Origin of the sequence: Cerasicoccus sp. TK19100 (assembly GCF_027257155.1) — a bacterium.
In the GTDB taxonomy this organism is placed as follows: Bacteria; Verrucomicrobiota; Verrucomicrobiia; order Opitutales; family Cerasicoccaceae; genus Cerasicoccus; species Cerasicoccus fimbriatus.
Genome location: NZ_JAPWDU010000006.1, coordinates 285,129 through 310,127, shown reverse-complemented (window position 1 = coordinate 310,127; position 24,999 = coordinate 285,129). Strand labels below are relative to the sequence as shown.

Below are 24,999 nucleotides of genomic sequence, written 5' to 3'. Positions count from 1 at the left end.
CCATATCCAACGATCTAAATCTATCCGCCCGAAATGTGAAATAAATCCATACATTCGCTACTCTAATTGCGATTAGCAATTTACCTTTTGGCCGTAATTTCATAAGGATTTCGTACCTACTAACTCAATTCACGCTGTAATGCTCGATGAATCGCCGTTTCCACGCTGTATTGGCGTCCTTCTGCTGCCTGTGTCCCTCGCAGCGCAATCGCCCGTAACTTACAACGCCCCAGACCCAACGACTCCAGCCAGTTTTGAAAATCAGACCACGGTCAATGCGAGCAACGAACCCTACGCCCTTTCGATCATTTCACAGGGCGACGCCGGGCAACCTTCAGGCGGATTCTCCAGCGCCGAGACTCTCAACTCGCTCACGCTGACCAATAGTGACATCTCCGAGTATACGCAGCTCTTTCTGGTAAAAGCGGCGGCAGGCAATGGCGTATCCAACCAGGACGGCCCAGACTCAGGCACGGTTTATTCAAACAACTTCTCGAGCCTCTACGCCTACGGATCTTACAATGCCGGCTTGGCGATGTTCTCCACTTTTTCATTTGGCGGTAATGGCGCAAACGACGGCACGGGGCAGGATGGCGGTCATGGCGGTGACATCAGCGTGGGAAGCGGCTGGGATATTCAAGCCACCGATGGCGGATCGCTTTCCAGCACCGCGTCACTTTATGGCGTCCTCGCTCAGTCCAAAGGCGGTAACGCCGGTGATGCGGCAAACGGCAATCACGGTGGCAGTGGTGGTGAAGTCATCTTGGACAGCAGTGCGAACATCCAGCTCACCGGATTTACTGCCACCAACACATCCACGGACAGCCCAACCGAAGTTTACGGTATCTTCGCATCCAGCGTTGGCGGCAACGGCGTCGCCTCCAGCGAAGATAATGATAATGGTGGTCAGGGCGGCTCCACGCAGCAGGTGGAGATCACCAGTACAGCCCCGATCACGCTATCCGTCGCCTCATCGGGCTCCGGGCAAACGGTGACCGGCGCAGCAATCGGTGGGTTGACTCAAGGCGGCCAAGGCGGCGCTGCTTATGGTGGCAACGACAAAAGCACAGGCGGCCAAGGCGGAGATGCGGCGGCTGGCTACACTTCTTACATCAGCATTACTGACGCGCCGATTCAGGTAACGGGCGACTACCTGGGCCTTGCCCAGTTGCGCAACCTCGCAGGCAACGGCGGCAATGGCGGCGTCAATCAGGACCACAGCTTTGCGGGCGACGGGGGCGACACCGGCACTGCGCAAATCAAACTGCTCACCGACCAATTCGCTTTTTCGACCGTCGATTACTCAACCAATGGCGACTACGCCGTCGGCCTGGAAGCGAGCAATGTCGCAGGCAATGGCGGCTACACCAACGACTACACCCCCGACTTCGGCGGCGTGGTCGGCGATGGCGGCGCGGGCGGCAACGCGGGAGAAGCTCAAGTGAAAGTGGATGGGATCATTTCGCTGAAAACCGATGGCCTGACATCTCATGGCATCGTCGCGTTTAGCCAGGGCGGTAATGGCGGAGATGCCGGCGCACTGAGCGCAGTAGGCTCCTCTGGAACCGCTGGCGCTGGCGGAGCCGGCGGCCAAGGCGGCGAAATCGATGTTGAAGTTCTGGGCGGCGCAGCGGTGCAAACGACCGACAACGGCAGCCACGGCGTCATTACAGAAACCAGCGGTGGTAATGGCGGCGATGGCGGTGAATTTAAAGGCCTCTTCCATGGCGATGGAGGCAATGGCGGAAACGGCGGCTCCACCGGCGCAACCACGATCACTATCGACAACGCGTCCTCGGTCTCGACTTCGGGCGACAACAGCCTCGGCATCATCGCCCGGAGCTTGAGCGGTAGCGGCGGCGACGGCGGGGCCCGCGTTCAGGGCAATGGCAGTGATGGCATGGCGGGCACGGGAGGCACGACGGGCACGATCACCATTGAAAACGATGGAACGATTTCCACCGCAGGCAGCAGCTCGTATGCAATCTACGGGCTGGCGAACTCCGGCGCGGGCGGCAACTCCGGCCTTAACTCCTCAATATTTTATTCCCAACAGCAACCAGGCGGCAACTCCGGCTCGGTAGGTGAAATCAAGCTGACGAATACCGGCTACATTCATACCAATGGTGAAACATCCTACGGAGCCCTCATCACCTCGCTCGGCGGGACTGGCGGCGCTGCAGGCATCGACGAGGACTCGATTGCCTCCATCGGCGGCAGCGGCGGAGCAGCCTCCAACGGCGGGGCAATCAATTTTACCAACGACGGCTGGATATCCACACAAAGCAGCTATGCTCATGGTGCCATTATCCAATCAATTGGTGGCGGCGGCGGCGATGGCGGTTCGAGCACCGGCATCCTCTCAATCGGAGGCAGTAACACGGGCGGCGGCGGCTCTGGTGGCGACATCACGGTAATGATGAATGATGATGGCGTCATCGAAACCCTGGGGTCGCAATCCAACGGCCTGATTGTCCAATCGATTGGTGGTGGCGGCGGTAATGCTGGCAGCGCGACTTCGTCTTCCGCCAACTTCGTTCTCGCCATTGGAGGCTCAGGCGGCGCTGGCGGCGCTGGTGGAGATGTCGACATTACGAGCAGCAGCAATATTTCAACCAACAACTTTAACGCGCGCGGCATCACCGCGCAGTCGATTGGCGGCGGCGGTGGGTCCGGCGGCGCCGCTTATGCACTGGAAGTCGGCATTGAAATCGGCGGCGGCGTCGCGGTTGGCGGATCCGGTGGCGGAGGTGGGGCAGGCGGCAATGTCAGCGTAACGACCGATGGTGGTAATATCTTGACTGGTCAATTTGTAACGCCTCCACCCACCGCAATGAACGTCCTGCCCTCGGACGCAATCGGCATCCTGGCGCAGTCCATCGGCGGCGGTGGCGGCGCAGGCGGATCATCCTTTGCCGAGGCGGTGAACATTGGTCTGCCCACCAATGAAGAAGGCGCCTCCTTTGCCGCGTCGCTTGCCCTGAGCCATGGAGGCTCGGGCGGAGTGGCGGGCAATGCCGCAGGCAGTTCGTATGATGCCGACACCAGCGACGGCGTTTTCGTGAACATTCAGAACAACACGAACATACAAACTCAGGGTCAGGGCTCGCATGGCGTCTTGGCGCAGGGCATCGGTGGTGGCGGCGGCCATGGGGGTGATTCTACAGCGCTCGCGACTACCGTGCAGTATGTCCGCATCAGCGACACCGGTATCCTCGGCGGTGAAGATGATGATGGCGGCGGCGATGACAATAACTTTGACCGAACCTATTCAGCGCAACTCTCGGTCGCCAACGGTGGCAATGGCGGCGCCGCCGGTTATGGTGGGCGAGTGAACGTGACTATGGGCGGCGGGAGTTCCACCAGCACGGCCAATACGCCCGATAATGTCGTCACTACGTATGGCGATTACTCCAACGGCATCACCGCACAATCCGTAGGGGGCGGTGGTGGCAATGCCGGCGTCGGCAGCGGCACCACAGCGGGCTATGGAAACACCGAGTCCGTTGGCGCAACGATCGTGGTTGGCTCACAAGGCGGCGCCGGCGGCAATGGCGGGGACGCCAGCGTGACTACCGACGCCAACAATGCTATCGTCACCTACGGCTCTTCCTCCCACGGAGCAGTCGCCCAAAGTATTGGTGGTGGGGGTGGCACATCCCAGGGCGGCATGATTTCCCTGCGTGGCACCACGAACATCGAAATCGGCAATGGGCCTTTCTCATTGCAACCGGAAGGCCTGCTCAATATCGGGCTCGGCGCGACAGGTGGATATGGCGGCACTGCTGGCAGCGCTACGGCGACGATCAATGGCGGCATCAATACTTATGGCAACGACGCCGTTGGCCTGATCGTGCAGGCGATTGGCGGCGGGGGCGGCATTGCCGGCAGTGCGGGCTCAGATGCCTCGGCGGATAACCCTGTGGTCCTGGAATCTGAAGGCTTGCGGGCATTCATCAACTCAACGTTGCAGCTATACCTGCCCATCCCACTTTACGCGAACCTACAACTCGGCTCCTACAATACTGGTAGCGATGGTCACGGCGGCGTTGTCAATGCCGAGCTGGGCGGCTCCATTACCACCCGGGGTGACTGGGCGCACGCTATTCTGGCGCAGTCAATCGGCGGTGGTGGCGGCAAGGCCGGAACCGCGATTCCCACCGGCTCCCAAAGCACGAATATGCTGGGTGGTAATGGCACCTCAATCGACAGTGATTTCGATAAAGTCTACCTCATCGGTGGACGTGACGGGGGGAACGGCAATGGCAATTCAGTCACTGTCACGATGAATGGGACAATCAATACAGGCGTAAAAGATGGCAACGGCAACACCCGCGGCTTTTCCGCTTTTGGCATTCTGGCCCAAAGCATCGGAGGGGGCGGCGGCATTGGCGCGGATGGCTCAGACAGCGCCAGCGGAACCATCCAGGTTGGCCGCGGTGGTGCCACTGGCAATGCTGACACGGTGACGCTGAATGCCGATGGATTCATAACCACCTACGGCCAGGCGGCGCACGCAGTCGTCCTGCAATCCATCGGAGCGGGTGGAGGCATTGGCGGCGCTGGCAGCAGCGCAGCTAACGCTCCGGCCAGCTCGATCACCACTCAGGTCGCGGGTAATGCATCCATTTCTGGCGCCAGCGGTTACGGCAACACCGTTACGATCTCCGAAGGGTCGTTCCTCAACATCAACACGCATGGCGATAACGCGATGGGCGTCCTTGCTCAGTCCATAGGCGGCAGCGGAGGTTATGCCGCAGTCGTGAATCCGGTGCAGGGTGAGATTTTGGCCAATTCCGACGGTCAGGAGATCAATGGCGGCAAAGTCGATTTGAACTTCGACAACCAAAGCTTGATTCAGACGACTGGCGTCAACGCACATGGAGTCTTGGCGCAATCCATCGGCGGCGGCGGCGGCATTTCCGGATTGGTCACTTCGACTTCGAGCGCTCCCAAGCTAGCCACAATACAAGGCCAAATCACGAGTGGCGAAGGAGCCACTGTAAACATCTCCCTCGACGAAACCAGTGAAATCATTACCGGGGGCGCCGGGGCGCATGGCATCATTGCCCAAAGCATCGGCGGCGGCGGAGGCATTTATACGGAAGGGGCCGATTGGTATTATGGTTCCAATGGTTTCCAGCCCATCGCCCTTTCCTCTGGCGGCGATATCAACATCACCATTGATGGAGCGGTCACCACCAGGGGCGAAAATTCGATCGGCGTTCTCGCCCAAAGCACCAGCCCGGCCCTATTCGGCAATGACATCACCATCGACGTAAATGGCAACTTGGTCGGCGTCGTCACCGGTGCCTACGTGATCCATGGCAACGCCAATACCGTAAACGTGGGCGCCTCGGGCTACCTTCGCGCCGAATACGCCGTCCAATTCGAACGGGGCTCAGAGGGCAATATGAATTTAAATGTTGCTCAAGGCGGCACGGTCGACGGCTCAATCGGCAATGGCGTCAACGCCAACTACGGTTCGGCAGACATTCAGGTCAACAACGCGGGCACGTTTTACGCCGGGCCGGAGATGTTTGCTGAGATTCACAATACCGGAGATTTTTACCTGGGCTCTGGCTTACGCCGTCAGCCGCGTGTGGGCACCCCGGAAGATTTTCAAAAGACGACCGTTCAGTTCGACTTCAAGCAAAGCCCGACCGGCGCCATTTACTCATACGTGGATTTCGAGCATGGGCTCTATGACCAACTCCACATCCTGGGCGACGCCACGCTGGATGGTGGCATCAATGTCCAAGCGGTCAGCCTGATGCCGGATCGCGAATATCCCGTGGTCATTGTTGACGGCGCTTTATCCGGAAGCATCGCCGCGACTGAGCAGGATGGGATCTTCCAATACATTGCTGAACAGCGGGACAACCAAGTCTTCGTGCGCGCTGAGGGGGCAGACTTCACCCCTCCAGGCATCGCGCTCAATCCGAACGCAAGCGCCATGGCGCAGCACCTGCAATCGATTTGGGATAATGGTGGCAGTGGACCGCTGGCCGAAACTTTCGCCGCTCTGGATCAAGCCGCCAGCACCAACCCTGCCCTTTACAGCCAGACGCTCAATTCTCTATCGCCGGGCGTCTCCACTGCGTTTGGCGCAACGAGACTCCAGAACATGCAGCGCTTTGCGTCGAGCGTGCTCAGCTATCCGCTCTTTGTTGGCGACACCGCTCAGCTCTACGAAAACGAAACGACGTGGACCGGCGGCAGCGGCGGCACCACGCATCAGGACTCCAGTCCCGGCGTCGACAGTTTCCGTGTGAACAACACCATGTGGCAGGCGGGCGGCCAAAAAGAAATTGACCACAACTGGTTCCTCGGCGGTGCCATCGCTTATGAATACAGTTGGATGGATTCCGGCACGGGCGCAATCAGTGGCCATGGTCAATCCGCCGTGGGCGCGATTACACTGAAGAACCAGCGAGGCCCGTGGCTCTTTGCGGGTGCCATTCATGGCAGCGCCAGCTTCTACAGCATGGACCGCCAAGTCACCGCTGGCGGCGTAAGCAGCATCGCGAAGTCCGACCCCAAACAGCAGAGTATCGGCGCCTTTGCCCAAGTTAAATACACCTACGCGTGGGACGATTACTACCTGCGCCCCAGCCTCTCACTCGACACCACAACGGTATTCGCCAACGGCTACACCGAGTCCAATCCCAATGGCCTCGGACTCACCGTGAGCAGCGACACGACGCCGAACTTTACGGTGCTGCCCGGCATCGAAATCGGCGGTCGCATCAACACTTCGAAGACCGCGAACATTCGCTGGTGGGTTGGTCTGGCCGGAGGTTATTCGGTGGACGACAGCTACAACACCACGGCTCGCCTGACTGCCGCTCCCGCGGGCGCCGCGCCCTTTGAGTCGAACATCCCGATCGACGATTTCTTCGGCCGCGTCGAAGCGGGGCTCCAATGGAATCTCAATGAGCACATCAGTATCCAAGGGCGCTACAATGGCGAATTCGGCGACACGATTCAAAGCCACGGCGGCAAGCTCAGCGTCGCCTACCAGTGGTAATTTTAAATACGCGGCAGCACCGCAACCTTTCATTTACACCTCAACCTAGAACGGGAAGCCCAGGCCCACTTGAAAACGACCGTCCGGGTCGATGGGGCGCTTCTTGACATTGTAGCCGTATTCGAAGCGCAGCGGGCCGACCAAGGTGCGGATACTAATGCCGCCACCCACGCTGACCAACACTTCGTTGAAGGGATACTCACTGATCTGCGCCGCGTTGCCCACGGTGTCCACAAAGGCGACGATGGAGAACGTCTCGTTGATGCGCTGTTCCAGCTCACCCTGCCAAAGCATGTAGCTGACGGCACCGATCTGCTGCCCCTGCGCGTTGACCGGGGAGGCCTGGTCGCGCTTGTAACCACGCACCGTGTTTTCACCCCCGAGGAAGAAGCGGCGGTTGACGGGAATCTCCTGCTGCGCCGAGCCACTGGTGGTGATCACGCCGTGTTTGAAACCCAGATGCAGCGTTAGGCCAAATTCACCCAGCGGATGGTGATAAGCACCGCCAAACTCCACGCTATCGTAATTAACATCGCCGCCAAAAAACGGGCGCGCAAACTCCGTTACGAAAAACCAGTGATAGCCGTCGGTCGGGAACACGGGGTTGTCCAGATCACTCTGCACGAGCTTGAAACCCAACGCACCGATGCGCGCTTGCAGCGGGCCGGGTGGCACGAGGAAATCCCGGTTCGTAGCCTTAACGTTGTCCAGCGAATAGCTGATGGAGCTGTTCACATCCAAGGCCTCAATGAAGTGCTGGAAACCGGCGGAAGCACCCCACTCTTCGCGGTCGAAGGTCAGCTCTTGCCGGCGGAGATAATTGATGTTACTAAAGAAATCCAAGTCCCAGCCCATGAGCTGCGGGATCCAGTAATCGACGTCGGCATAGGTCGCCTTAAACGACTGCACGGCGCGCAGATCAGCCCGATGCGCGAGGCCCCACAGGTTGTTGCGCTCGATCTGAAAACCGCCCCGCACGATGTCGAAACTGCCGACGCCAAAGATCAGGTCGATCTCGGTTTTGCCCTTGGGCGTGAGCTCGTAAACCACGTCCCATTGTCCGGGTTCGACTTCTTCGTAGTCGATCTGCACCCGGCGGAAAATGCCCAACTTACTCAGGCGGTTACGCCCCTCTTCGACTGCGGTCCGATTGAGCGGCTCGCCGGGTTTGGCGTTCGCCTGCTGCTTGAGCAACCACGGTTTCACGTCTTCGCCCCCTTTGAATTTCACCTCGTTCAGCGTCGCGTGCGCGCCGGGATAGACGTTGAGGATCAACTTGCCGAACACACGGTCATTAGTCTCTTCAATCACCTCGAAGTCTGCCTCCACATGCGCCTCGGGATAGCCTTCGGCAAACTTCTGGCGGCGTAGTTGCTGGATCTCCATACCGACCCAATCCGGGGTCAGCCGCTTTTCAGGAAAGCTGTTTTCCTCGGTCTCGGCGATCTGCTTTTCAGGCATCTCTTCGACTTGTTTATCGCTCAGGTCGTGGATGACGTTGTCCGGCGCATTGATCTGGCTAACCGTCGCCTTGTCGGGCTTCTCCGGCTGGTGGAACTGTATCTCCATCTGGTCGGTGTAGAAGATCGGGCCGGGCTTAATCGTCGCCGTACAGGTGACCTCGCCGGTGAGGTCATCGAGCGCGTAATCTTTCTCCACGATCTTTACCTTGCGATAGCCCATGTCCTTTAGCGTTTGTACGATGCCGTTGAGACCGGCCTGAAAACGCCCCTCGGTGAAGTAGCGATCTTTTTCGCTAACGATCATCTGGTCTGTCGCGTAGAAATAGCTGTCCACCTTGCCGGGCAAATCCGCGGGCAGGCCGTCAACCGTGATCGAACTAAAGTAATACAGCAGGCCGGCGCGCACCCGGAAGTTGACCGCATCTCCGGAAACATCGCGCGGCGGGTTGTTCTCCAAATCGCCATCGCTCCAGGTAGAGCTGTAGATGACTTCGCCGTCCTTGAGCAGCTCGATGTCGATATCGGGATCGAGGTAGCCCTTCTGCTTGATTTCACCCGCGAGGATCCACACGGCGTCTTCAATAAAAAGGCCGTCGTAGCTGTCGCGTTCCTCGCCTTCGATGTCGAGGATTTGCAGTGACCGCTCCAGGAATAAATCCGAGAAAAAGCCGAAGCCCGACACCGTCACATTCGGGTCACCGATGAGCCCGAAGAACGACCCCGCGCTGGCAAGCCCCGGCGCGATCAACAAGCAAAGTAAAGCAAGCCGGCGCATCAGTCGCGGTAGATATTCCATTCAAAGTCGAGGTAGTAGGCGTCATACTTATCGTAAGCGCCGACCGCGTCCCAGTCGTCGTTAATTTTGTAGCGGATATTAATGGTGTCTTTGCCGGAGGTGGAGACGTCTTCCCCCACGTTAACCGTGAGCGTTTCGTCCAGCGGATCGATCAGTCCGAGGTCCACCAGGAAGCTGCGGCCAATATACATGCCGATGCCGCTTAGCCGGCTTTCCGTGGAGCGCGCGTGGTCGGGGATTTGGCCGGAGGTGATCATTAGGATGATGTCCGACTGCTCCAGACTCGGCGTCGAGTTAAAGGTAATGATGGGGGCACTGGCCGTGCCGGTCACCCGCATTTGCAAATCATAGCCGTAGGCGCGGCCGCTGGCCGTCACGTTGAGCGTTGGCTCGTCGGGCTCATTCTGGCTAATCTCCACCGCACCACCATCAATGCGCAGCGTGGCAAAGGGAAACATCACAATGCCCTGTTCGAGCTCCGCCTGTCCATACATGAACGGATTGCGGAGCGGCCCGCGTAAATTAAAGTCCGCCGAAACCACGCCCTCAAACGTCGGCACGCGCACGCGCAGGAAGCGGTCGCCTTCGATCTGCAAATGCAGACGCCAGTCCGCCAAGGGCGCATCCTGAATTGAGAAATACGGAGGGCGCATCCCGCCGCCACCGGCCGCCGCGCCACCGCCGCCGCCTTGTTGGAACGACGCCAGGTCTTTCGTGAAGAAGCTCTCATTGAGCGTTAGCTTGCCCCCAATGGTGGTCACGCCTTCGTTATCGGTCTTCAAAGTAATCGCGGGCGTGCCACGCAAAATCATTCCTGGCGAACGCGCCAGCGGAACGTTTTCACCGGCCAGCTTGAGATCAAAAATCGGCTGCCATTGCAGGTCCAAATTAACCGTGCCTGTGATCCCGATCGGTGCGCCGCCCACGACCCCTTCGGCCTGTTTCACCGTCAGCGTGCGGCCATTCATGCGGAACGAGGCATTGATGTCATTGACCGAGCCCAACTGCGCCAGCGGGCGCGTCTTGACGCCCTCAATGTCGAGCGCACCTTCGATCTGCTCGCCTTCGGAAAGTTTCGCCGTCAGCGAGAGGCTCCCCTCATTGCGCAACACATCCGGGAGCCAATCTTCAAACGAATTCAGCGGCACATCAGTAAAACGCAGGTCGCCAGTCGCACCGGACCAATCGGGCACTTGCCCGTCCTCGATCAGCGCTTCCCAAGCCTTGCGGCCCATTGGGAGTTGCCCCACGAGCGTCAGCGGTTGCCCCGCGATATTCACCTGCCCCTTGGTCACGGCAAACTGATCGGGCGACAGGTCGATGACGATTTCCGCCTGTTGCACGCGCGGCAACTTGCGCTCGGAATCCGCCATGGCCTCCAACGCGGCGAAGCGAATGTCGATCATGCCCTCCGGCGCATCGATGTCGCCCGACACTTGGAAATCGACCACCGGCTCGATGAAGTCGAGATCGAGCGACCGCTCCAACCAGGTCCATACCGGCGAGTCATCCGGGGCTGCCTTCAGTTTAAAATCAATGGGTTCATCGGGCTCGATTTCCCAATACTTCGGGCCCGCCGGCGTAATGACCAGCGGCGCTTCGCCCTTGGCCTCAACCAACATGTATTCGCCCTGCGCCACGTGCAAATCAGGAATAGCCAATATGCCCTCGCCCAAAGTCAGGTCTGCGATCAGTTCCAGCTCGTCCTGGTCTTCAGGCACCAGGCCCGCATCGAGTTTCAGCTTGGCTTGCAGCGGCCCTTCATCCCACTGCGCGTCGACGGTTAGCTCATCCAACTTCACCACGTAAGGCAGCGGCTCTTCCAGCACGAGGTCCAGCCAAACCGCCGACACATCCCGCGCCTGCACCTGCGCCTTGCCCGCACGTGGATAATCGACATCGGCGACCAGGCTGATCATGCCACCGGCTTCGCTGTTAAGCTGCATGCTGGACACGCGTATGCCCTCCTCCCCAACCGTCACCGTGAACGGCGCGGCGAGGTTTAGCTCCGGCTGCTCCCGCACATCGAGGCGCAGCTTTTCCACGTCCACCGTGCGCACCGGACCGCCCAACGACGCACTGGCTACAAGGTCGATTGCGCTACGATCATTCTTCAGACCAATGGCCAAGTGTGAGAAATCCAGCCAATCAGCCTCCCAGTCCATCGTGAGGTGCGCGGGCGGTTTTTTCTGGTGCTTCAGGTTCCCCACGCGCAGCGAACCGCCGTGCGTGGGCGAGTCGATGTGGCCGTTGATATCCACAGTCAGCTCGATGGTTTCGTAATCAAGCTCCTGCTCGCCGATCAGCGGCTCCAGGGCCTTGAGAAACTTCGGGTCAGCGACGAGGTCCAGCTTGATGCTTTCCACGTGGTGCTCCTCCACGTCGGCCTTCCCCGTCACCGTCAGTTTGGTGCCTTCACCGGTCGAGGCGTTCATGGCCTCAATGGTTAGTTGCGGGTATTCGAGCTGCGCGCGAAAGTCCAAGCTTTGCAATACAAAGTTATCATAGCGCAAGCTTTGCCCCGCAAAGTCCGCTGTGATCAGCGGCCAACCTTCGTTTGGCTGGTGATCCACCACGAGCGCCCCCTGCAAGCGGCCATCGAGCTTCTGCTCGGGGATGTCGCTCAGGTTCAGATCGACGGTCAGCTCGGCATCCGGCAAGTCCTGCAAATTGTTTAGCTCCACACGCACCGGCTTGGACAAAGCCACCTTGCTCGACCACGCCTCGGCATTGAGCTGATCCACGTTGACCACCTCGTCATCCCCGCTCGCATGCAGGGTCACTTTGAGCGGCGGCAAGTCCGGTTTTTTGGCGGCAGCGTTGGCATCAAGTTCAATCTCCGCCGTCGCGCCATCCCAGTTTGCGGTGAGGTTGATCGCGGGCTGCTGGTAGTCGGGCAGCTCGGCAAGATCGGCCGGTAAGACAAAGCCCTTCGCATTGGCCTTAGCCTGCGTAGGAATATAGCCCTCTGCGCCAATCGTCGCGGCAAAATTGAGACGATTCGTTTCTTTGCCCAGACTCAACCACCCATCCGCGTCAATCTCCCCGCCGACGCGAATCCCAGCTTCCGAGCGCACTTCCAGCGATGGAACGGACAAAGTGACCCGCAATGCCTCGGCCTCGCGGTTAACCGCCAGTTCGATCTCACCCAAAGCGCGGTCGTTAATCTCCACCCCGGGCACGTCTAGCACCATCAGGTTAAGTTTCTCGCCGTTGAGGCTGAGGTCCAGCGGTATGGGCTCCGCGTCTGGCTCGGTCGCAATTTTAAATTCTCGGGCTTCGACAAAATCCACCCATTGAAAGGCGAGTGTCCAGTATTCCAGCCCCATTTGGGCCAGCTCCGGCAGACTCGATGATTCGCTGTCATCCTCCGCCGGCACATCATCCACACCGGGCAAAAGCGTGAGCTGGCCTTTGTTGACGATTACCACCGCCTCGCTGTCTCTGCCCAGCCAGCGCTTGGCGACCAGCCGCCAGAGGGTTGGCATTTGCAGCTCGGCGATTTCCGCCTGCATGCTGTCATCCGCGTAAGTCACCTCGCGTAAAAAATAATGGCCGTCCGCGCGATCAATCTGCTCAACGTTCGCGCCATAGTGGGCCAGCAGGGGCTTCATCACCGACGGTGCCCAGAGGTCCGCGCTGCCCAGCACTGCGAGAAAAAGCAGAACGAGCACGGCTGCGGTCCAGCCGACGGCTTTGAGGAGTTTCCTTTTCATCGAACGGGGCCTAAGGCACCGACTTTTGTTGATTTTGGCAAGAAGTTAGATTCGAGGTTGCAGGTTCGCAAGTCGGGCTTCAATGTTCTTTCTCCCAAATGGCGCAAGAGGCATATCAAGTCATCGCGCGGCGCTGGCGCCCCAAGCAGTTCGACGAAATGGTCGGACAGGAGCACATCGTCCGCACCCTGAAGAACGCGATCGAATCCAACCGCATCGCGCACGCCTACCTGTTTGTCGGCCCGCGCGGCACCGGCAAGACGACCACCGCCCGCATCTTCGCCAAGGCGCTCAACGCCGAGGGCGGCCCCCAGGTCGCGCCCGACGACTCCACGCCCATCTCCCAGGCCATCATGAGCGGCTCCTGCATGGACGTCATCGAGATCGACGGTGCCAGCAACAACGGCGTCGACCAGATCCGCGACCTGCGTGAGGAGTGCCAATACGCCCCCACCCAGGGCCAGTTCAAGATCTACATCATCGACGAGGTGCACATGCTCTCGAATCAGGCGTGGAACGCGCTCCTGAAGACCCTCGAAGAGCCGCCCGCGCACGTAAAATTCATTTTCGCCACGACCGAGGCCAACAAAGTCCTCCCCACAGTCGTCTCCCGCTGCCAGCGCTTTGAGTTCCGCCCGATCCCGGACGAAAAGATCATTGAGCGCCTGACGCACATTGCCCAAGCCGACAGCATCCAAGTCGACGACGGTGCCCTGAAGGCCATCGCCCGCATGGCCGACGGCGGTATGCGCGACGCGCAGTCCATCCTCGACCAGCTGATTTCTTTCTGTGGCAACGACATCACCGAAGCCAAGGCGCTCGACGTCTATGGCCTGGCCGCGCCAGCCAAGATCAACGAGATCGTGCAGGCCATCGCCATCGCCGACTACCAGAAGCTCTTTGCCGCCATCGAGGAAATCGCCGCCGAGGGCCGCGACCTCTACCGTGTGCTGATGGACATCCAGTCCCGCGTGCGCGAGGCCATGATCGAGGCCATCCGCAGTGGCGGCTCCACCGACAGCCTCGGCACCCCGCTGACTGCGGAGTCTCTGACCCGCATGCTCGACGCCCTGCAATCCGGCGAAAGCCAGGTCCGCAGCGGGCTCAGCCAACGTGTTAATTTTGAAGTCGCCCTGCTGCGCGCCGTCGACCAAAGCCGCACCCGGGCGATCGACTCAGTCATCAAGGAACTTTCCAATCTCGCAGCCGGCCTCCCCCAAGACGCCGGCCAAAAAAAAATAGAGACACCGCAAGCCCCGGCTAGCCAGGGCCCGATTCCGCCATTGGGTTCGTTGCCTGCCCTGAGTTCGTCGAATGGGCCCAAGGGCAAAGCGCTGCCCCCCGCCAGCCCGCCGCGAGGCCCGGTGGCGCGCGCCACGGGAATCGACACCGAGCACCCCGAAGGCGGTGACCACCCGGGCGGCCCCACCGAAGACGAGTGGAACCGCGCATCTCACACCGCTGACGAGCAGCCCGATGACGGCGAAGCCGACGCCCCCGAACCCACCCTGCGCCGCGCCGACGAGTTTGACTCCGAAAAATACGGCCCCGGCACCGAGGAGTTTAAAACCGCCCTCGAAGCCATCTCCGACGACACCGAGCACCTCCTCACCGAGCTCCTGCGCATCGACTTCAAGTATGTCGAGGAAGTGAATCCCGATGTGCTGAAGTAGCCTCGCACGCAAACCCAGACAACAGGCCAGCCCAAGCGACGGAGCCAACCGAAGCAACCGAGCCAAAATAGCGTTTCCCTATGCTGTGTTTGGTAAAAGACGCATGCTTCTTTTCCGAAAAGCCTACTGGGGCTTTTTCAAAAAGCCCTATGCTATGTTTTCAAAAAGCAGCATGCTGTGTTTTGAAAAAGCCACTACTGTTGTTTCCCCAACACAGCCACTGTTGTTGTGTCAACATAGCCACTGTTGTCGGAGCAACACAGCTACTGTTGTTTTCTAAACACCCATGGGCACCTTTTTCACACACCCCCAACCGGCATCCCCCTGCGGATAATCCGGAACGCGGCCTTCCACTCCTCCCCAACTCAATAGCGATGCCCGCAACGCTCAAACATCGCACTCAGAGTCACGAATCGAAATACCAATCGCCACTAGGATAAGCTTACTCCTAATACACTGAAACCTTGACGAACAAGACCTTTACGCCCACCCTCAACCCATGAAACACTCCAATAAGCGAGTCAGTTCGTAAGCTTTGAGGTGTGATCGATAATGCTGCTAGGGTCACAAAAATCAAAATATGTTAATCGAAATACAAGACTGCATATACGATGAAATCCAATTGAAGAAATCTCATGGATTCGATGGTCTCGATAAAATCGGCAAAGAATCATTCGTTAATCACATTCATTTTGAAGGTTCAGATAATCGAGGAACTGCTCAATCAAAAATAAATGAATGGAAAGAAGAGATGTTGAAGAAGTGGCCGAATAAGTCATTTCGAATCTATAGGGACGAACAAGAGAGTGAAACAATCTTAAGATTTCATGAAGTCCGACCGGAATTACCAAATTGGTGTGACTCAGGGGTCGAAATTATGGAAATAAACCCTGACAAGGCGAGCGAGAGGAATGCCGAGCACGCTCCGCAGGCCCAGCATCCCTCCTCTTAACGTTGTGCAAAAAAATGGAAAAGCTACACTTCCAGGCGTAAGTAACCTCGACGTTCGCAGAAAAAGTGAAATGAAAAATGGAAAGATGGTACTACGGATTGCAGGTTTGTTGCTTCTATTTGTAGCAGCTTATCTGTTCTGGGCGCACCTCAGAATAGAATATGTAATTTTTGGAAGCGATAAAAGCTGGCCATATCCAGACGCTTGGATCGTCGAGTGGGAAAAGAATTTAAACGAAAAGCATCCAGCCCCGGAGGACTCAATTAAAATGGAGGGCGAGATACCCAGAATAGAAATTTATCTTAAGGCGTCGATTTTAGCATCAGTTGCCGCTGGAATCAGTTGCCTATACATAAGCCGCAGAAAGCCTAACCCGGCGGAGGTCGCGACGCCGTAGGCGCGCCACTACTCGACGTTCAACACAATAAAACCATGAATCACTATCAGAAGGTCATCATCTGCATTTTTCGCACGCTCGGAGTCATACTTGTGGGCTATGCTTTAGTCATGATGGTTATGGCTGTGCTTCTCGGGATGGCGATTTTCGCATTTGTTCCGATTATGGCAGCCGGGCTTCTGTCTTATTTCGGAGCGACACCCTTTTCCAAAATAATCACTATCGGTTTGGACGATTGATACCTTAGAAGCCACAACCGGACGACGGAGCGGAACCTTCGCTCATCGCCCTTGGCCCTTCATGACGGTCAGCGATTCATAACGTTCCGCTCACTTCATTCCTTCGCGCCTTTGCCTCTTCGCGTGAGATCATTGCGCATGAATGGTTCACGTTAAATACACGAAGCCACGGCGAGCCCGTCTAACCAGCGTGAGTCGCCAGCATCGCATTGAAAAAGGCACGGGTGATAAATCTGGCACCGCACCCTAAACGCGACATTGAGCCGTTATCGAAAATCGCTACAAACGATAACTGCATGCACCTGGCCGACACCAACAATCGCAAGATCATCCATATCGACATGGATTGCTTCTACGCGGCGATTGAGGCGCGGGATGACCCGGCGCTGCGGGGTAAGCCGATTGCCGTCGGTGGCGACGGGCTGCGCTCGGTCGTCTGCACGGCCAGCTATGAAGCGCGCCAGTTTGGCGTGCGCAGTGCGATGCCCATGATGCGTGCCAAGGCCGAGTGCCCGGGGTTGATCATCGTGCCACCGCGATTCGAGGCCTACAAGGCGGAGTCACTCAAGATACGGGACATCTTCGCCGACTACACCGACTTGATTGAGCCGCTGTCCCTGGACGAGGCCTACCTGGACGTCAGCCATTCGCCGCGGTTTGCCAGCGCGCTGGCCAAGGAGATACGGCAGCGCATTTTTAAAGAGACCGCCCTCACCGCTTCGGCCGGCATTGCGTCCAACAAGATGCTCGCCAAGATCGCGAGCGACTGGAAAAAGCCGAACGGCCAGTTCACCGTGACGCCAGATCAAGTCGAGGCCTTCATTGCCCCGCTGCCGATTCGCAAGATACCCGGCATCGGACCCGTGATGGCCGACCACCTGCGCAAGCTTGGCGCGGAAACCTGTGGTGATTTGCAGGCCCTCGACATGAGCGAGCTTATCCGGCATTTCGGCAAAAGCAGTTACTCGCTCTACCAACGCTGCCGCGGTATCGACGACCGCCCCGTCGAGGCCAACGCCGCGCGTAAATCCCTCAGCAATGAGCGCACCTTCAGCGAGGATCTGGAAACACTGGAAGCTTGCCGCAGCATGGTCGCCGAGCTGCACGACGAGCTCTTAAAAGATTTGCTCAAGGTCGAAGACCGCGTGATTCACAAGCTCGTGGTGAAGGTGAAGTTCAGCGACTTTCAGCAGACGACCAAGGAATGCGTCCACCCAACTCCCGACCTCCCTGTATTTCAGGATTTGCTGGAGGAAGCCTATGCGCGTAGCACACAGCCAGTCCGGCTCCTCGGCGTCGGCGTCAAATTTTATGACGAAGAGAAATACCAACAGCTTTTACTCAAGCTGTAGGTAAATGCGGCACCGATGAACTCTGTCAGCAATTCGCTTGTTCAACTACCCGTGCGCAACATCAGCAAAATTGGGCATCGCTAGGGTCAACGAACATTCATTTGGTATCTTGATTGCTGCAAACACTGCCCAAACGGGGCTACGCAACCATAGCCCAGGGTTATAGCGAACCGCTTGCGGGAAGCGCTACCCTGGGAAACCGAATGCGCGGTTATCTCCCAGCCCCAACGGGGCTGCGCAAGATGTCGTTTTGCGCAATCCCGTTGGGATAGGCAATGTACGTATTCGTATTCCCAGGGTAGGCGTTCAGCCGCTCTGCGGCCTCAAGCCAACCCTGGGCTATAGTTGCGTAGCCCCGTTGGGGTAAGTTTACTGAAAGTTGAAAGCCCGTTCGCCCTAGCGATTGGTGAGGTAACTCGTGGGGTCTCCCCTGACGACTTTGCCCCAATGAGTTGGTTACCAACTCTCCATCTCGTCGATCCCGCCGAGGTGCTCGATTCTGTACATCTGACGCCGTACCCGAATAAAAATATCCAATCTCAGCAGATTTTTAGGCCACAGGGCCAATTGGCATACAGCCTGCATTATACATTATTGTATACAAAATAGAATACCGAAAACCCTGCCTTCAATCTCTACACACTAACCAAAAAGACTGATGATGTCCTATACATATACCAAGATGAAGAATGCCGGCGTATGCGCCGCAGCGCTGCTCCTTGGAGCAGGATTTGCCCAAGCGCAAATCAATGAAGAACTAACCGGTGACGCGGCGACGAGCGTCACTCCTCCCACTGAATCGAGCGTAGGCGGCGCTATTAGCGGCTCCTTGAATTTTGACTTCAATTCGCATTTCATTTCTTACGGTGCTGATGTCTGGGGCGAAGGTGGCTCCTGGAATAACCTGCTGTTCAACCCATCACTGAGCCTAACTATGGACTTCGGCGATGGCTTCTATGGCTTCGTTGGTACTTGGTGGGATGTTAACAGCATTGGCACTTCGGGCATTGGTGACGACATCCAGGAGATCGATCTGTGGATCGGCTTTGGGTATACCTACGAAAAGTGGAATTTCGAGCTAACCTATCAAGAATGGATTTACGCTCAAGACGCTGAGCGCATTCTGGATGTGGTCGTTAGCTATGACACCTTCCTGAATCCGACCTTGGTCATCCACAACCGTGTGGACGGCAACGGCACGCAGGATACAGGCACGGTATTTGTGCTCGGTGTGTCCGAGGGCTTCACCTACGAGGAGCTATCCGTGGACTTCGGTGTCGATGTCGCGTTCAACACCGACAACTACTACGGCGGTCAAGGCGGCTTTACCTATCTGGCTCTCGGCCCGCAACTTAGCTACCCGCTCAACTTCATTGGCGAGCAATATGGGGCCTGGAACATCCACGGGGGCATGACCTTTTACTACACTCCCAACAACACCATCCCAACCAACATCACCGAAACGTTCCTCACCGGAAACGTCGGTATCGGTGTCGACTTTTAATCGAATTAAGCAAGCCGTCCATGAGTTGGCTTAGTCTTAGCTAGGCCAACTCCAAATTCACAAAAACAAACGATCCGATATGATAACACTACTCATGAAGTTTGCGCGTCGCTCCGCCATCGCGACAGCAATGCTCATCACCCTATTTAGCAGCTTTGCCCGAGCGGAAGAAGACACCGTCAAGGTAGGCATTCTCCACTCCCTCAGCGGCACCATGGCCATCAGTGAAACTTCACTACGCGACGTGCTCCTGTTCACCATTGATGAGATCAACGCCAACGGCGGCGTGATGGGCAAGCAGATCGAACCGGTCGTCGTTGACGGCGCTTCGGACTGGCCACTCTTTGCGGAAAAGGCCAAGCAACTGCTTGTGCAGGACAAGGTAGCCGTCGTCTTCGGCTGCTGGACTTCCGTTAGCCGCAAGTCGGTGCTGCCCGTCTTTGAAGAATACAACGGCCTGCTCTTCTACCCGGTTCAATACGAGGGTGAAGAAATGTCGCCGAACATCTTCTACACCGCAGAAGCGGTTAACCAGCAGGCTATCCCGGCCGTGGACTTCCTGCTCGAAGAAGGCAAAAAGAAGTTCTACCTGATCGGCACCGACTACGTTTACCCGCAGACCACCAACCTGGTGCTCCTCGAGTATCTGCTCTCCAAGGGCGTGCCGCTCCGCAACATCGGCGGCGGTCTTCGCGAAGACGCCAACGGCGAAGTCATCTCCGCTGGCAAATACACTCCCTTCGGTCACACTGACTACCAGCAGATCATTGCGGAAATCAAGCAGTTCGCCGCTTCCGGTGACGCCTGCGTGATCAACACCATCAACGGTGACTCCAACGTCGCATTCTTCAAGGAATACGCCGCATCGGGCCTCACCGCTGAAGAATGCCCGGTCGTTTCCTTCTCCCTCTCCGAAGACGAATTCCGCAGCCTTCCCGCGAAGGACCTGGTTGGCCAGCTCGGTTGCTGGACTTACTTCATGTCCCTCGATACTCCGGAGAACGAAAAGTTTGTGGAGAACTTCCAAAGCTGGCTCAAGACGACCGATGTCGACGGCATCGAGCGCGAAGGCCGCGTAACTTGCAGCCCGATGGTTCTCTCCTACGACGGTGTATACCTCTGGAAGAAGGCCGTTGAAAAGGCAGGCAGCTTTGATGTGGACAAAGTTGTCAAGGCGCTGGAAAGCGGCATCTCCTTCGATGGTCCCGGAGGCGAAGTCACCACGCAGGCAAACCACCACCTGACCAAGGACGTCTACATCGGCGAAACCATGCCGGACGGACAGTTCGAAGTCATCGAATCCTTTGAAGATGTTTATGGCGAGCCGTTCCTGAAGGGCACGTTTGAGTAACCGAAAAGTCAGTTAGGTTCAGTAAATTCAGGAATCGGGTTCCCGGGGGGCGTGGTTAGCCCCCGCCTCCCGGGTAACTTTTAAAAAATTACTACGCACCGGATCCAAGCAAAGCCACGCTATGCGCTACTCGTCTCCCATCATTTTACGATTCATCGCACTCGCGACATGCCTGCTGGGCATGACGTCAGTCAACGCCGATGAATCCGAGGCTCGGCAAATTCTCGCCGAGGCCATGCTCAGTAGTGGCGACGATCAAATGACCTTGGTCGAAAGCCTGGTCGAAACCGGTGAACCCAAAATCGTCGACACTTACCTGGAAGCCTGGAAGCGCGGCGATGTCTACGTATATGAAGCCAAAGATGGCTCCGTAATTCCCCTTTACATCCCTGAAGAAGATGGCGTCTCCGGACCCCGCCCCGCAACGGTGGTTGCGACAGGCGAAATCTTCGTCAACCGCATGGGCGAGCCCGAGATGCTGGATCCCACCACGCTCGACTCCGCCCGCCCGTCGCGCAAGACCCGTAAGGCGTTCACGCGTGTGATCGACCTCGTCGCTCTGAGCTCCCAAGACCCTATCATGCGCGCCGACGCCGCGCTCAAGCTCGGCCTCAAGCAAGACGCTGATTACCTGCCCGTCCTGCTCGAAATGCAGCAGAAAGAAACGGATGATAAGGTTAACGAGGCCGTTGCTGAAGGCATCGCTGTCAGCCAGTTGGCCCTCGGGTCAAAAGAAGAGCGCTTGGCCGCCATTCAAACTTTGCAGGACATGAATTCCATTGCCGGCATGACCGCGCTGGAAAACTTTAAATTCAACCTTAAAGACGGGGTTGCCGGCGTCGAGTTTACGGAAAGCGAGATGGCGGTGCTGGACAGCGCGATGCAGTCCATCGAGAGCTACATCAAGGTAGTCGATTTTATCGGCACTTGCTTTCGCGGGCTTAGCCTCGGCGCGGTGCTCGTCATCGTGGCGCTGGGGCTTGCGATTACGTTTGGTCTGATGGGCGTCATCAACATGGCGCATGGCGAGATGATCGCGGTCGGCGCCTACAGCGCTTACATCAGCCAGCAGATGTTTACGTCGATGTTTGCCAGCACCAACTTGGCTTATGAAACCTACTTCTTCTTCGCCATTCCGTTTTCGTTCCTCATCGCCGCGCTGTGCGGACTGGTGCTGGAGCGCAGCGTGATCCAATTCCTTTACAAGCGTCCGCTTGAGTCGTTGCTGGCGACGTGGGGCGTGTCGCTGATTCTGCAGCAAGGTTTCCGCTTGGTCTTTGGCGCCGCGAACCGCCAGGTCAACTCGCCTTCGTGGTTGCTGGGCAATATCGAAATCTTCGACATCACATTTGGCTACAACCGCCTGTTCGTCATCGGCTTTGCCGCGCTGATTGTCTTCGGCACCTGGCTGCTGATGACGAAGACTTCGCTTGGCCTCGCGGTGCGCGCTGTGATGCAAGACCCGATGATGGCGTCGGCCATGGGCATCCGCATTGAGCGCGTGCGCATGATGACGTTTGCGTTCGGTTCCGGCCTCGCGGGACTCGCGGGCGTGTTCCTTTCGCAGATCGGCAGTGTTGGTTCCAACCTCGGACAGAGCTACATCGTCGACAGCTTCATGGTGGTCGTAGTCGGCGGCGTCGGCAACATCTTCGGCACAGTCATCTCGGCGCTTGGCATTGGCGTGACCGACCAGGCGCTACAACCCGCCTTCGGTCCGGTGATGGGCCGCATCACGGTGCTCGTGATAATCATCATTTTCTTGCAGTGGAAGCCGGGCGGACTCTTCCCGAGCAACAGCCGCAGCCTCGACTAATCACTGCCAATCTCTTTTCCCAATGCATTCCAGCGAAAGCAAAAAGTCCCTTCCGGGCATCATCATTGTCGTGGCGATCATGTTCGCGCTGCCACTGCTCAACGCCTTTACGCCCGAAAGCTTTTTTCTGCACGTCAGTGATTTCCGCCTCAACCTGTGGGGCAAGTATTTGTGCTACGCTGCGCTCGCGATTTCGCTCAACCTTCTCTGGGGCTACACTGGGTTGCTCTGCCTGGGGCAGGGGCTTTTCTTTGCGCTCGGCGGCTACGCGCTCGGCATGCACTTGATGCTGAAAACTGCGCAATCGGAGTCGGACGCCAGTGGCTTGCCCGACTTCATGGACTTCATGGGCTACACCGAGCTGCCCGCGCATTGGGTCCCCTTCGACAGCTTTGGGGTTGCGGTGATCGCCGTGATGCTGGTGCCGGGAATTCTGGCCGGCGTGTTTGGTTTCCTTGCGTTCCGCGCTCGTATCAAGGGCGTCTATTTCGCAATCATCACCCAGGCGCTGACCTATGCAGCGTGTCTGCTCTTCTTCCGCAACGAGTTCACCTTCGGCGGCAACAACGGCTTCACCGATTTTAAAACCATCCTTGGTCACGGCGTCTTCGAGCCCGGCACTCAGCGCGGACTTTATATCCTCACCGCGATTTACGTAACGGCCTGCATGTTCTTCAACTGGTGGCTCACGCGCACCAAGTTTGGCCGCGTGCAACAGGCCATTCGCGACAGTGAAAACCGTGTGCGCTTCTCCGGTTATTCCACCACAACTTACAAGCTGTTCATCTTCATCGTGGCGGGCGTCATGGCGGGCATCGTTGGCGCGCTTTATGTGCCGCAGGTCGGCATCATCAACCCCACGGAAATGCGTCCCGACAAGTCGCTGGAGATTGTCGTGTGGGTCGCCGTCGGCGGTCGCGCAACGATCATTGGGCCGGTGATTGGCGCGGTGTTCGTCAACTGGCTCAAGAGCTTCACGACTTACCATTACCCGGATTATTGGCTGATCATTCTTGGTGCGATGTTCGTCTTCGTCGTGCTCTTCATGCCCAACGGCATCGTAGGCCTGCCCGCGCAGCTCAAGGCGCTGTGGGCGAAGCACAAGCACCGCTTCATTAAAGCCGAGCCCAACGGCGACACCGCCAAAGCATAACTCAAATTTTAAAAACACATGTCTGAAACTGAGGAACACAAAGACAAAAAGGAGTTCGTCCTGACGGTTGAGGGGCTGAACAAAAGCTTCGACGGCTTTCAGGTGATCAAGGACCTGAATCTCTACATCGACCGCGGCGAGCTGCGCACCATCATTGGTCCTAACGGCGCTGGTAAAAGCACGTTTCTGGATTTGATTACCGGGCGCACGCGGCCCGACTCCGGCATCATCGAGTTCGGTCCCGACCACAAAACTCAGCTCACCAAAATGCAGGAGTATGAGATCAACCGCCTCGGCATCAGCCGTAAGTTTCAGACACCCACGGTTTACTCGCAGCACACGGTTTACGAGAACCTCATGCTTTCGCTGAACTTGAAACGCAGCGTCTTCGCCACCTTGTTTTACCGCGAGAGCAAAGCCGACAAGGAGCGCATCAACGAGATTTTGGAAACGATCCGTATGACCGAGAAAAAGAACCTCATCGCGGGTTCGCTTTCGCACGGTCAAAAGCAGTGGCTGGAGATCGGCATGCTGCTGGCGCAGGACCCCAAGCTCTTGCTTGTGGACGAGCCTGCCGCCGGCATGACCGACGAAGAAACCGAGCGCACCGGCGAGCTGCTGCTCAGCCTCGCGGGCAAGCACAGCTTAATCGTCATCGAGCACGACATGGTCTTTGTCCGCCAGATCGCAACGAAGGTTACCGTGTTGCACCAAGGTTCGGTTTTGCGCGAAGGCACGATCGACCAAGTGCAAGCCGACCCGAAAGTCGTCGAAGTTTACCTGGGCCGTAGCGCCGCTCGCGGCGACGAAGAGGAGAAGGCATCATGAGCGTCGAGACCGCAGAACCCGCAACCGACACCGTGCTCTCCGTGCGCGGCATGAAGGCCTACTACGATCAGTCGATCATCCTGCGCGGCATCGATTTGGATGTTCCGGAAAAGAAGGTCGTCTCACTGATGGGCCGTAATGGCGTCGGTAAAACGACGACACTCAAGTCGATCCTGGGCCTCGTGGAATCGGTCGAGGGCGACATCATCCTCGCTGGCAAAAAGCTCAATGGACAGGCCCCGGAAAAGCGCGCGCGCCAAGGCATTGCCTACGTGCCGCAAGGCCGCCACATCTTCCCGACGCTGACGGTGTGGGAAAACCTGCAAACTGCGATCGTCGTCCACGGCGACAAGGCGCGCGAGCAGCTGGACTTTGTTTACGAACTGTTCCCGGTCATCAAAGAGATGGGCAAGCGCAAAGGCGGCGTGCTTAGCGGCGGCCAGCAGCAGCAGCTCGCGATTGCGCGCGCGCTCCTCACGTGCCCGAAACTCCTGATCCTAGATGAGCCCACGGAGGGCATTCAGCCCAACATCATCGATCAGATCGAGGACACCATCAAGCTGCTCCGCGACTCCGGCCGCATGAGCATTCTGCTGGTGGAGCAGTATCTGGACTTTGCCAAATCGGTGAGCGACGCGTTCTACGTGATGGACCGCGGCATGGTGATGGCCCAAGGGGACATCGCCGAGCTCTCCGAAGAAATCGTTACGAAATACCTGACTGTTTAAG

The 24,999-nt window shown here is 57.7% G+C and carries 14 protein-coding genes; 12 read left to right on the top strand and 2 right to left on the bottom strand.

Annotated features, from left to right (window positions below):
- Positions 1 to 139 precede the first annotated feature (139 nt).
- A complete protein-coding gene (locus O3S85_RS16295; RefSeq protein WP_269541783.1) occupies positions 140 to 7,030 on the top strand; it encodes an autotransporter outer membrane beta-barrel domain-containing protein in 6,891 nt (2,296 codons plus the stop codon).
- Positions 7,031 to 7,075: 45 nt separating this feature from the next.
- On the opposite strand, the gene O3S85_RS16290 is transcribed toward O3S85_RS16295, so the two are convergent.
- Positions 7,076 to 9,289 carry a BamA/OMP85 family outer membrane protein gene (locus tag O3S85_RS16290; protein WP_269541782.1) on the bottom strand — a complete coding sequence of 738 codons (2,214 nt, stop codon included), beginning with the start codon at positions 9,287 to 9,289 and terminating at the stop codon, positions 7,076 to 7,078.
- On the bottom strand, positions 9,268 to 13,005 hold the full coding sequence (locus O3S85_RS16285; RefSeq protein WP_269541781.1) for a translocation/assembly module TamB domain-containing protein: 3,738 nt from the start codon (positions 13,003 to 13,005) through the stop codon (positions 9,268 to 9,270). Before O3S85_RS16285 ends, O3S85_RS16290 begins: the two co-directional genes overlap by 22 nt.
- A gap of 98 nt (positions 13,006 to 13,103) precedes the next feature.
- Here O3S85_RS16285 and dnaX point away from each other — a divergent pair, with 98 nt between their 5' ends.
- From dnaX to urtE, 11 genes are all read left to right on the top strand, one after another.
- The gene (gene dnaX / locus O3S85_RS16280) at positions 13,104 to 14,678 is read left to right on the top strand and encodes a DNA polymerase III subunit gamma/tau (protein ID WP_269541780.1); all 1,575 of its coding nucleotides are present in this window, start codon (positions 13,104 to 13,106) and stop codon (positions 14,676 to 14,678) included.
- 580 nt (positions 14,679 to 15,258) lie between these two features.
- Entirely contained in the window at positions 15,259 to 15,630 is a 372-nt protein-coding gene (locus O3S85_RS16275) for a hypothetical protein (RefSeq protein ID WP_269541778.1), read from the top strand.
- A gap of 4 nt (positions 15,631 to 15,634) precedes the next feature.
- The gene (locus tag O3S85_RS16270; protein WP_269541777.1) at positions 15,635 to 16,027 is read left to right on the top strand and encodes a hypothetical protein; all 393 of its coding nucleotides are present in this window, start codon (positions 15,635 to 15,637) and stop codon (positions 16,025 to 16,027) included.
- Between the two features lie 35 nt (positions 16,028 to 16,062).
- The gene (locus O3S85_RS16265; RefSeq protein WP_269541776.1) at positions 16,063 to 16,266 is read left to right on the top strand and encodes a hypothetical protein; all 204 of its coding nucleotides are present in this window, start codon (positions 16,063 to 16,065) and stop codon (positions 16,264 to 16,266) included.
- A 296-nt stretch (positions 16,267 to 16,562) separates the two neighbouring features.
- Entirely contained in the window at positions 16,563 to 17,618 is a 1,056-nt protein-coding gene (gene dinB, locus O3S85_RS16260; RefSeq protein WP_269541775.1) for a DNA polymerase IV, read from the top strand.
- A gap of 658 nt (positions 17,619 to 18,276) precedes the next feature.
- Positions 18,277 to 19,122, top strand: coding sequence for a hypothetical protein (locus tag O3S85_RS16255; RefSeq protein ID WP_269541774.1), 846 nt, complete (start codon positions 18,277 to 18,279; stop codon positions 19,120 to 19,122).
- 79 nt (positions 19,123 to 19,201) lie between these two features.
- Positions 19,202 to 20,473: an urea ABC transporter substrate-binding protein gene (urtA, locus tag O3S85_RS16250; RefSeq protein ID WP_269541773.1), complete on the top strand. Its 1,272-nt coding sequence runs from the start codon at positions 19,202 to 19,204 to the stop codon at positions 20,471 to 20,473.
- A 121-nt stretch (positions 20,474 to 20,594) separates the two neighbouring features.
- Positions 20,595 to 22,289 carry an urea ABC transporter permease subunit UrtB gene (gene urtB / locus O3S85_RS16245; protein WP_269541772.1) on the top strand — a complete coding sequence of 565 codons (1,695 nt, stop codon included), beginning with the start codon at positions 20,595 to 20,597 and terminating at the stop codon, positions 22,287 to 22,289.
- Between the two features lie 22 nt (positions 22,290 to 22,311).
- Positions 22,312 to 23,442 (top strand): urea ABC transporter permease subunit UrtC, encoded by a 1,131-nt coding sequence (gene urtC, locus O3S85_RS16240; RefSeq protein ID WP_269541771.1) that lies wholly within the window; start codon positions 22,312 to 22,314, stop codon positions 23,440 to 23,442.
- Positions 23,443 to 23,460: 18 nt separating this feature from the next.
- The gene (gene urtD, locus O3S85_RS16235; RefSeq protein ID WP_269541770.1) at positions 23,461 to 24,270 is read left to right on the top strand and encodes an urea ABC transporter ATP-binding protein UrtD; all 810 of its coding nucleotides are present in this window, start codon (positions 23,461 to 23,463) and stop codon (positions 24,268 to 24,270) included.
- 32 nt (positions 24,271 to 24,302) lie between these two features.
- Complete coding sequence (gene urtE, locus O3S85_RS16230; protein WP_343218961.1) at positions 24,303 to 24,998, top strand: urea ABC transporter ATP-binding subunit UrtE; 696 nt, start codon at positions 24,303 to 24,305, stop codon at positions 24,996 to 24,998.
- Position 24,999 lies beyond the last annotated feature (1 nt).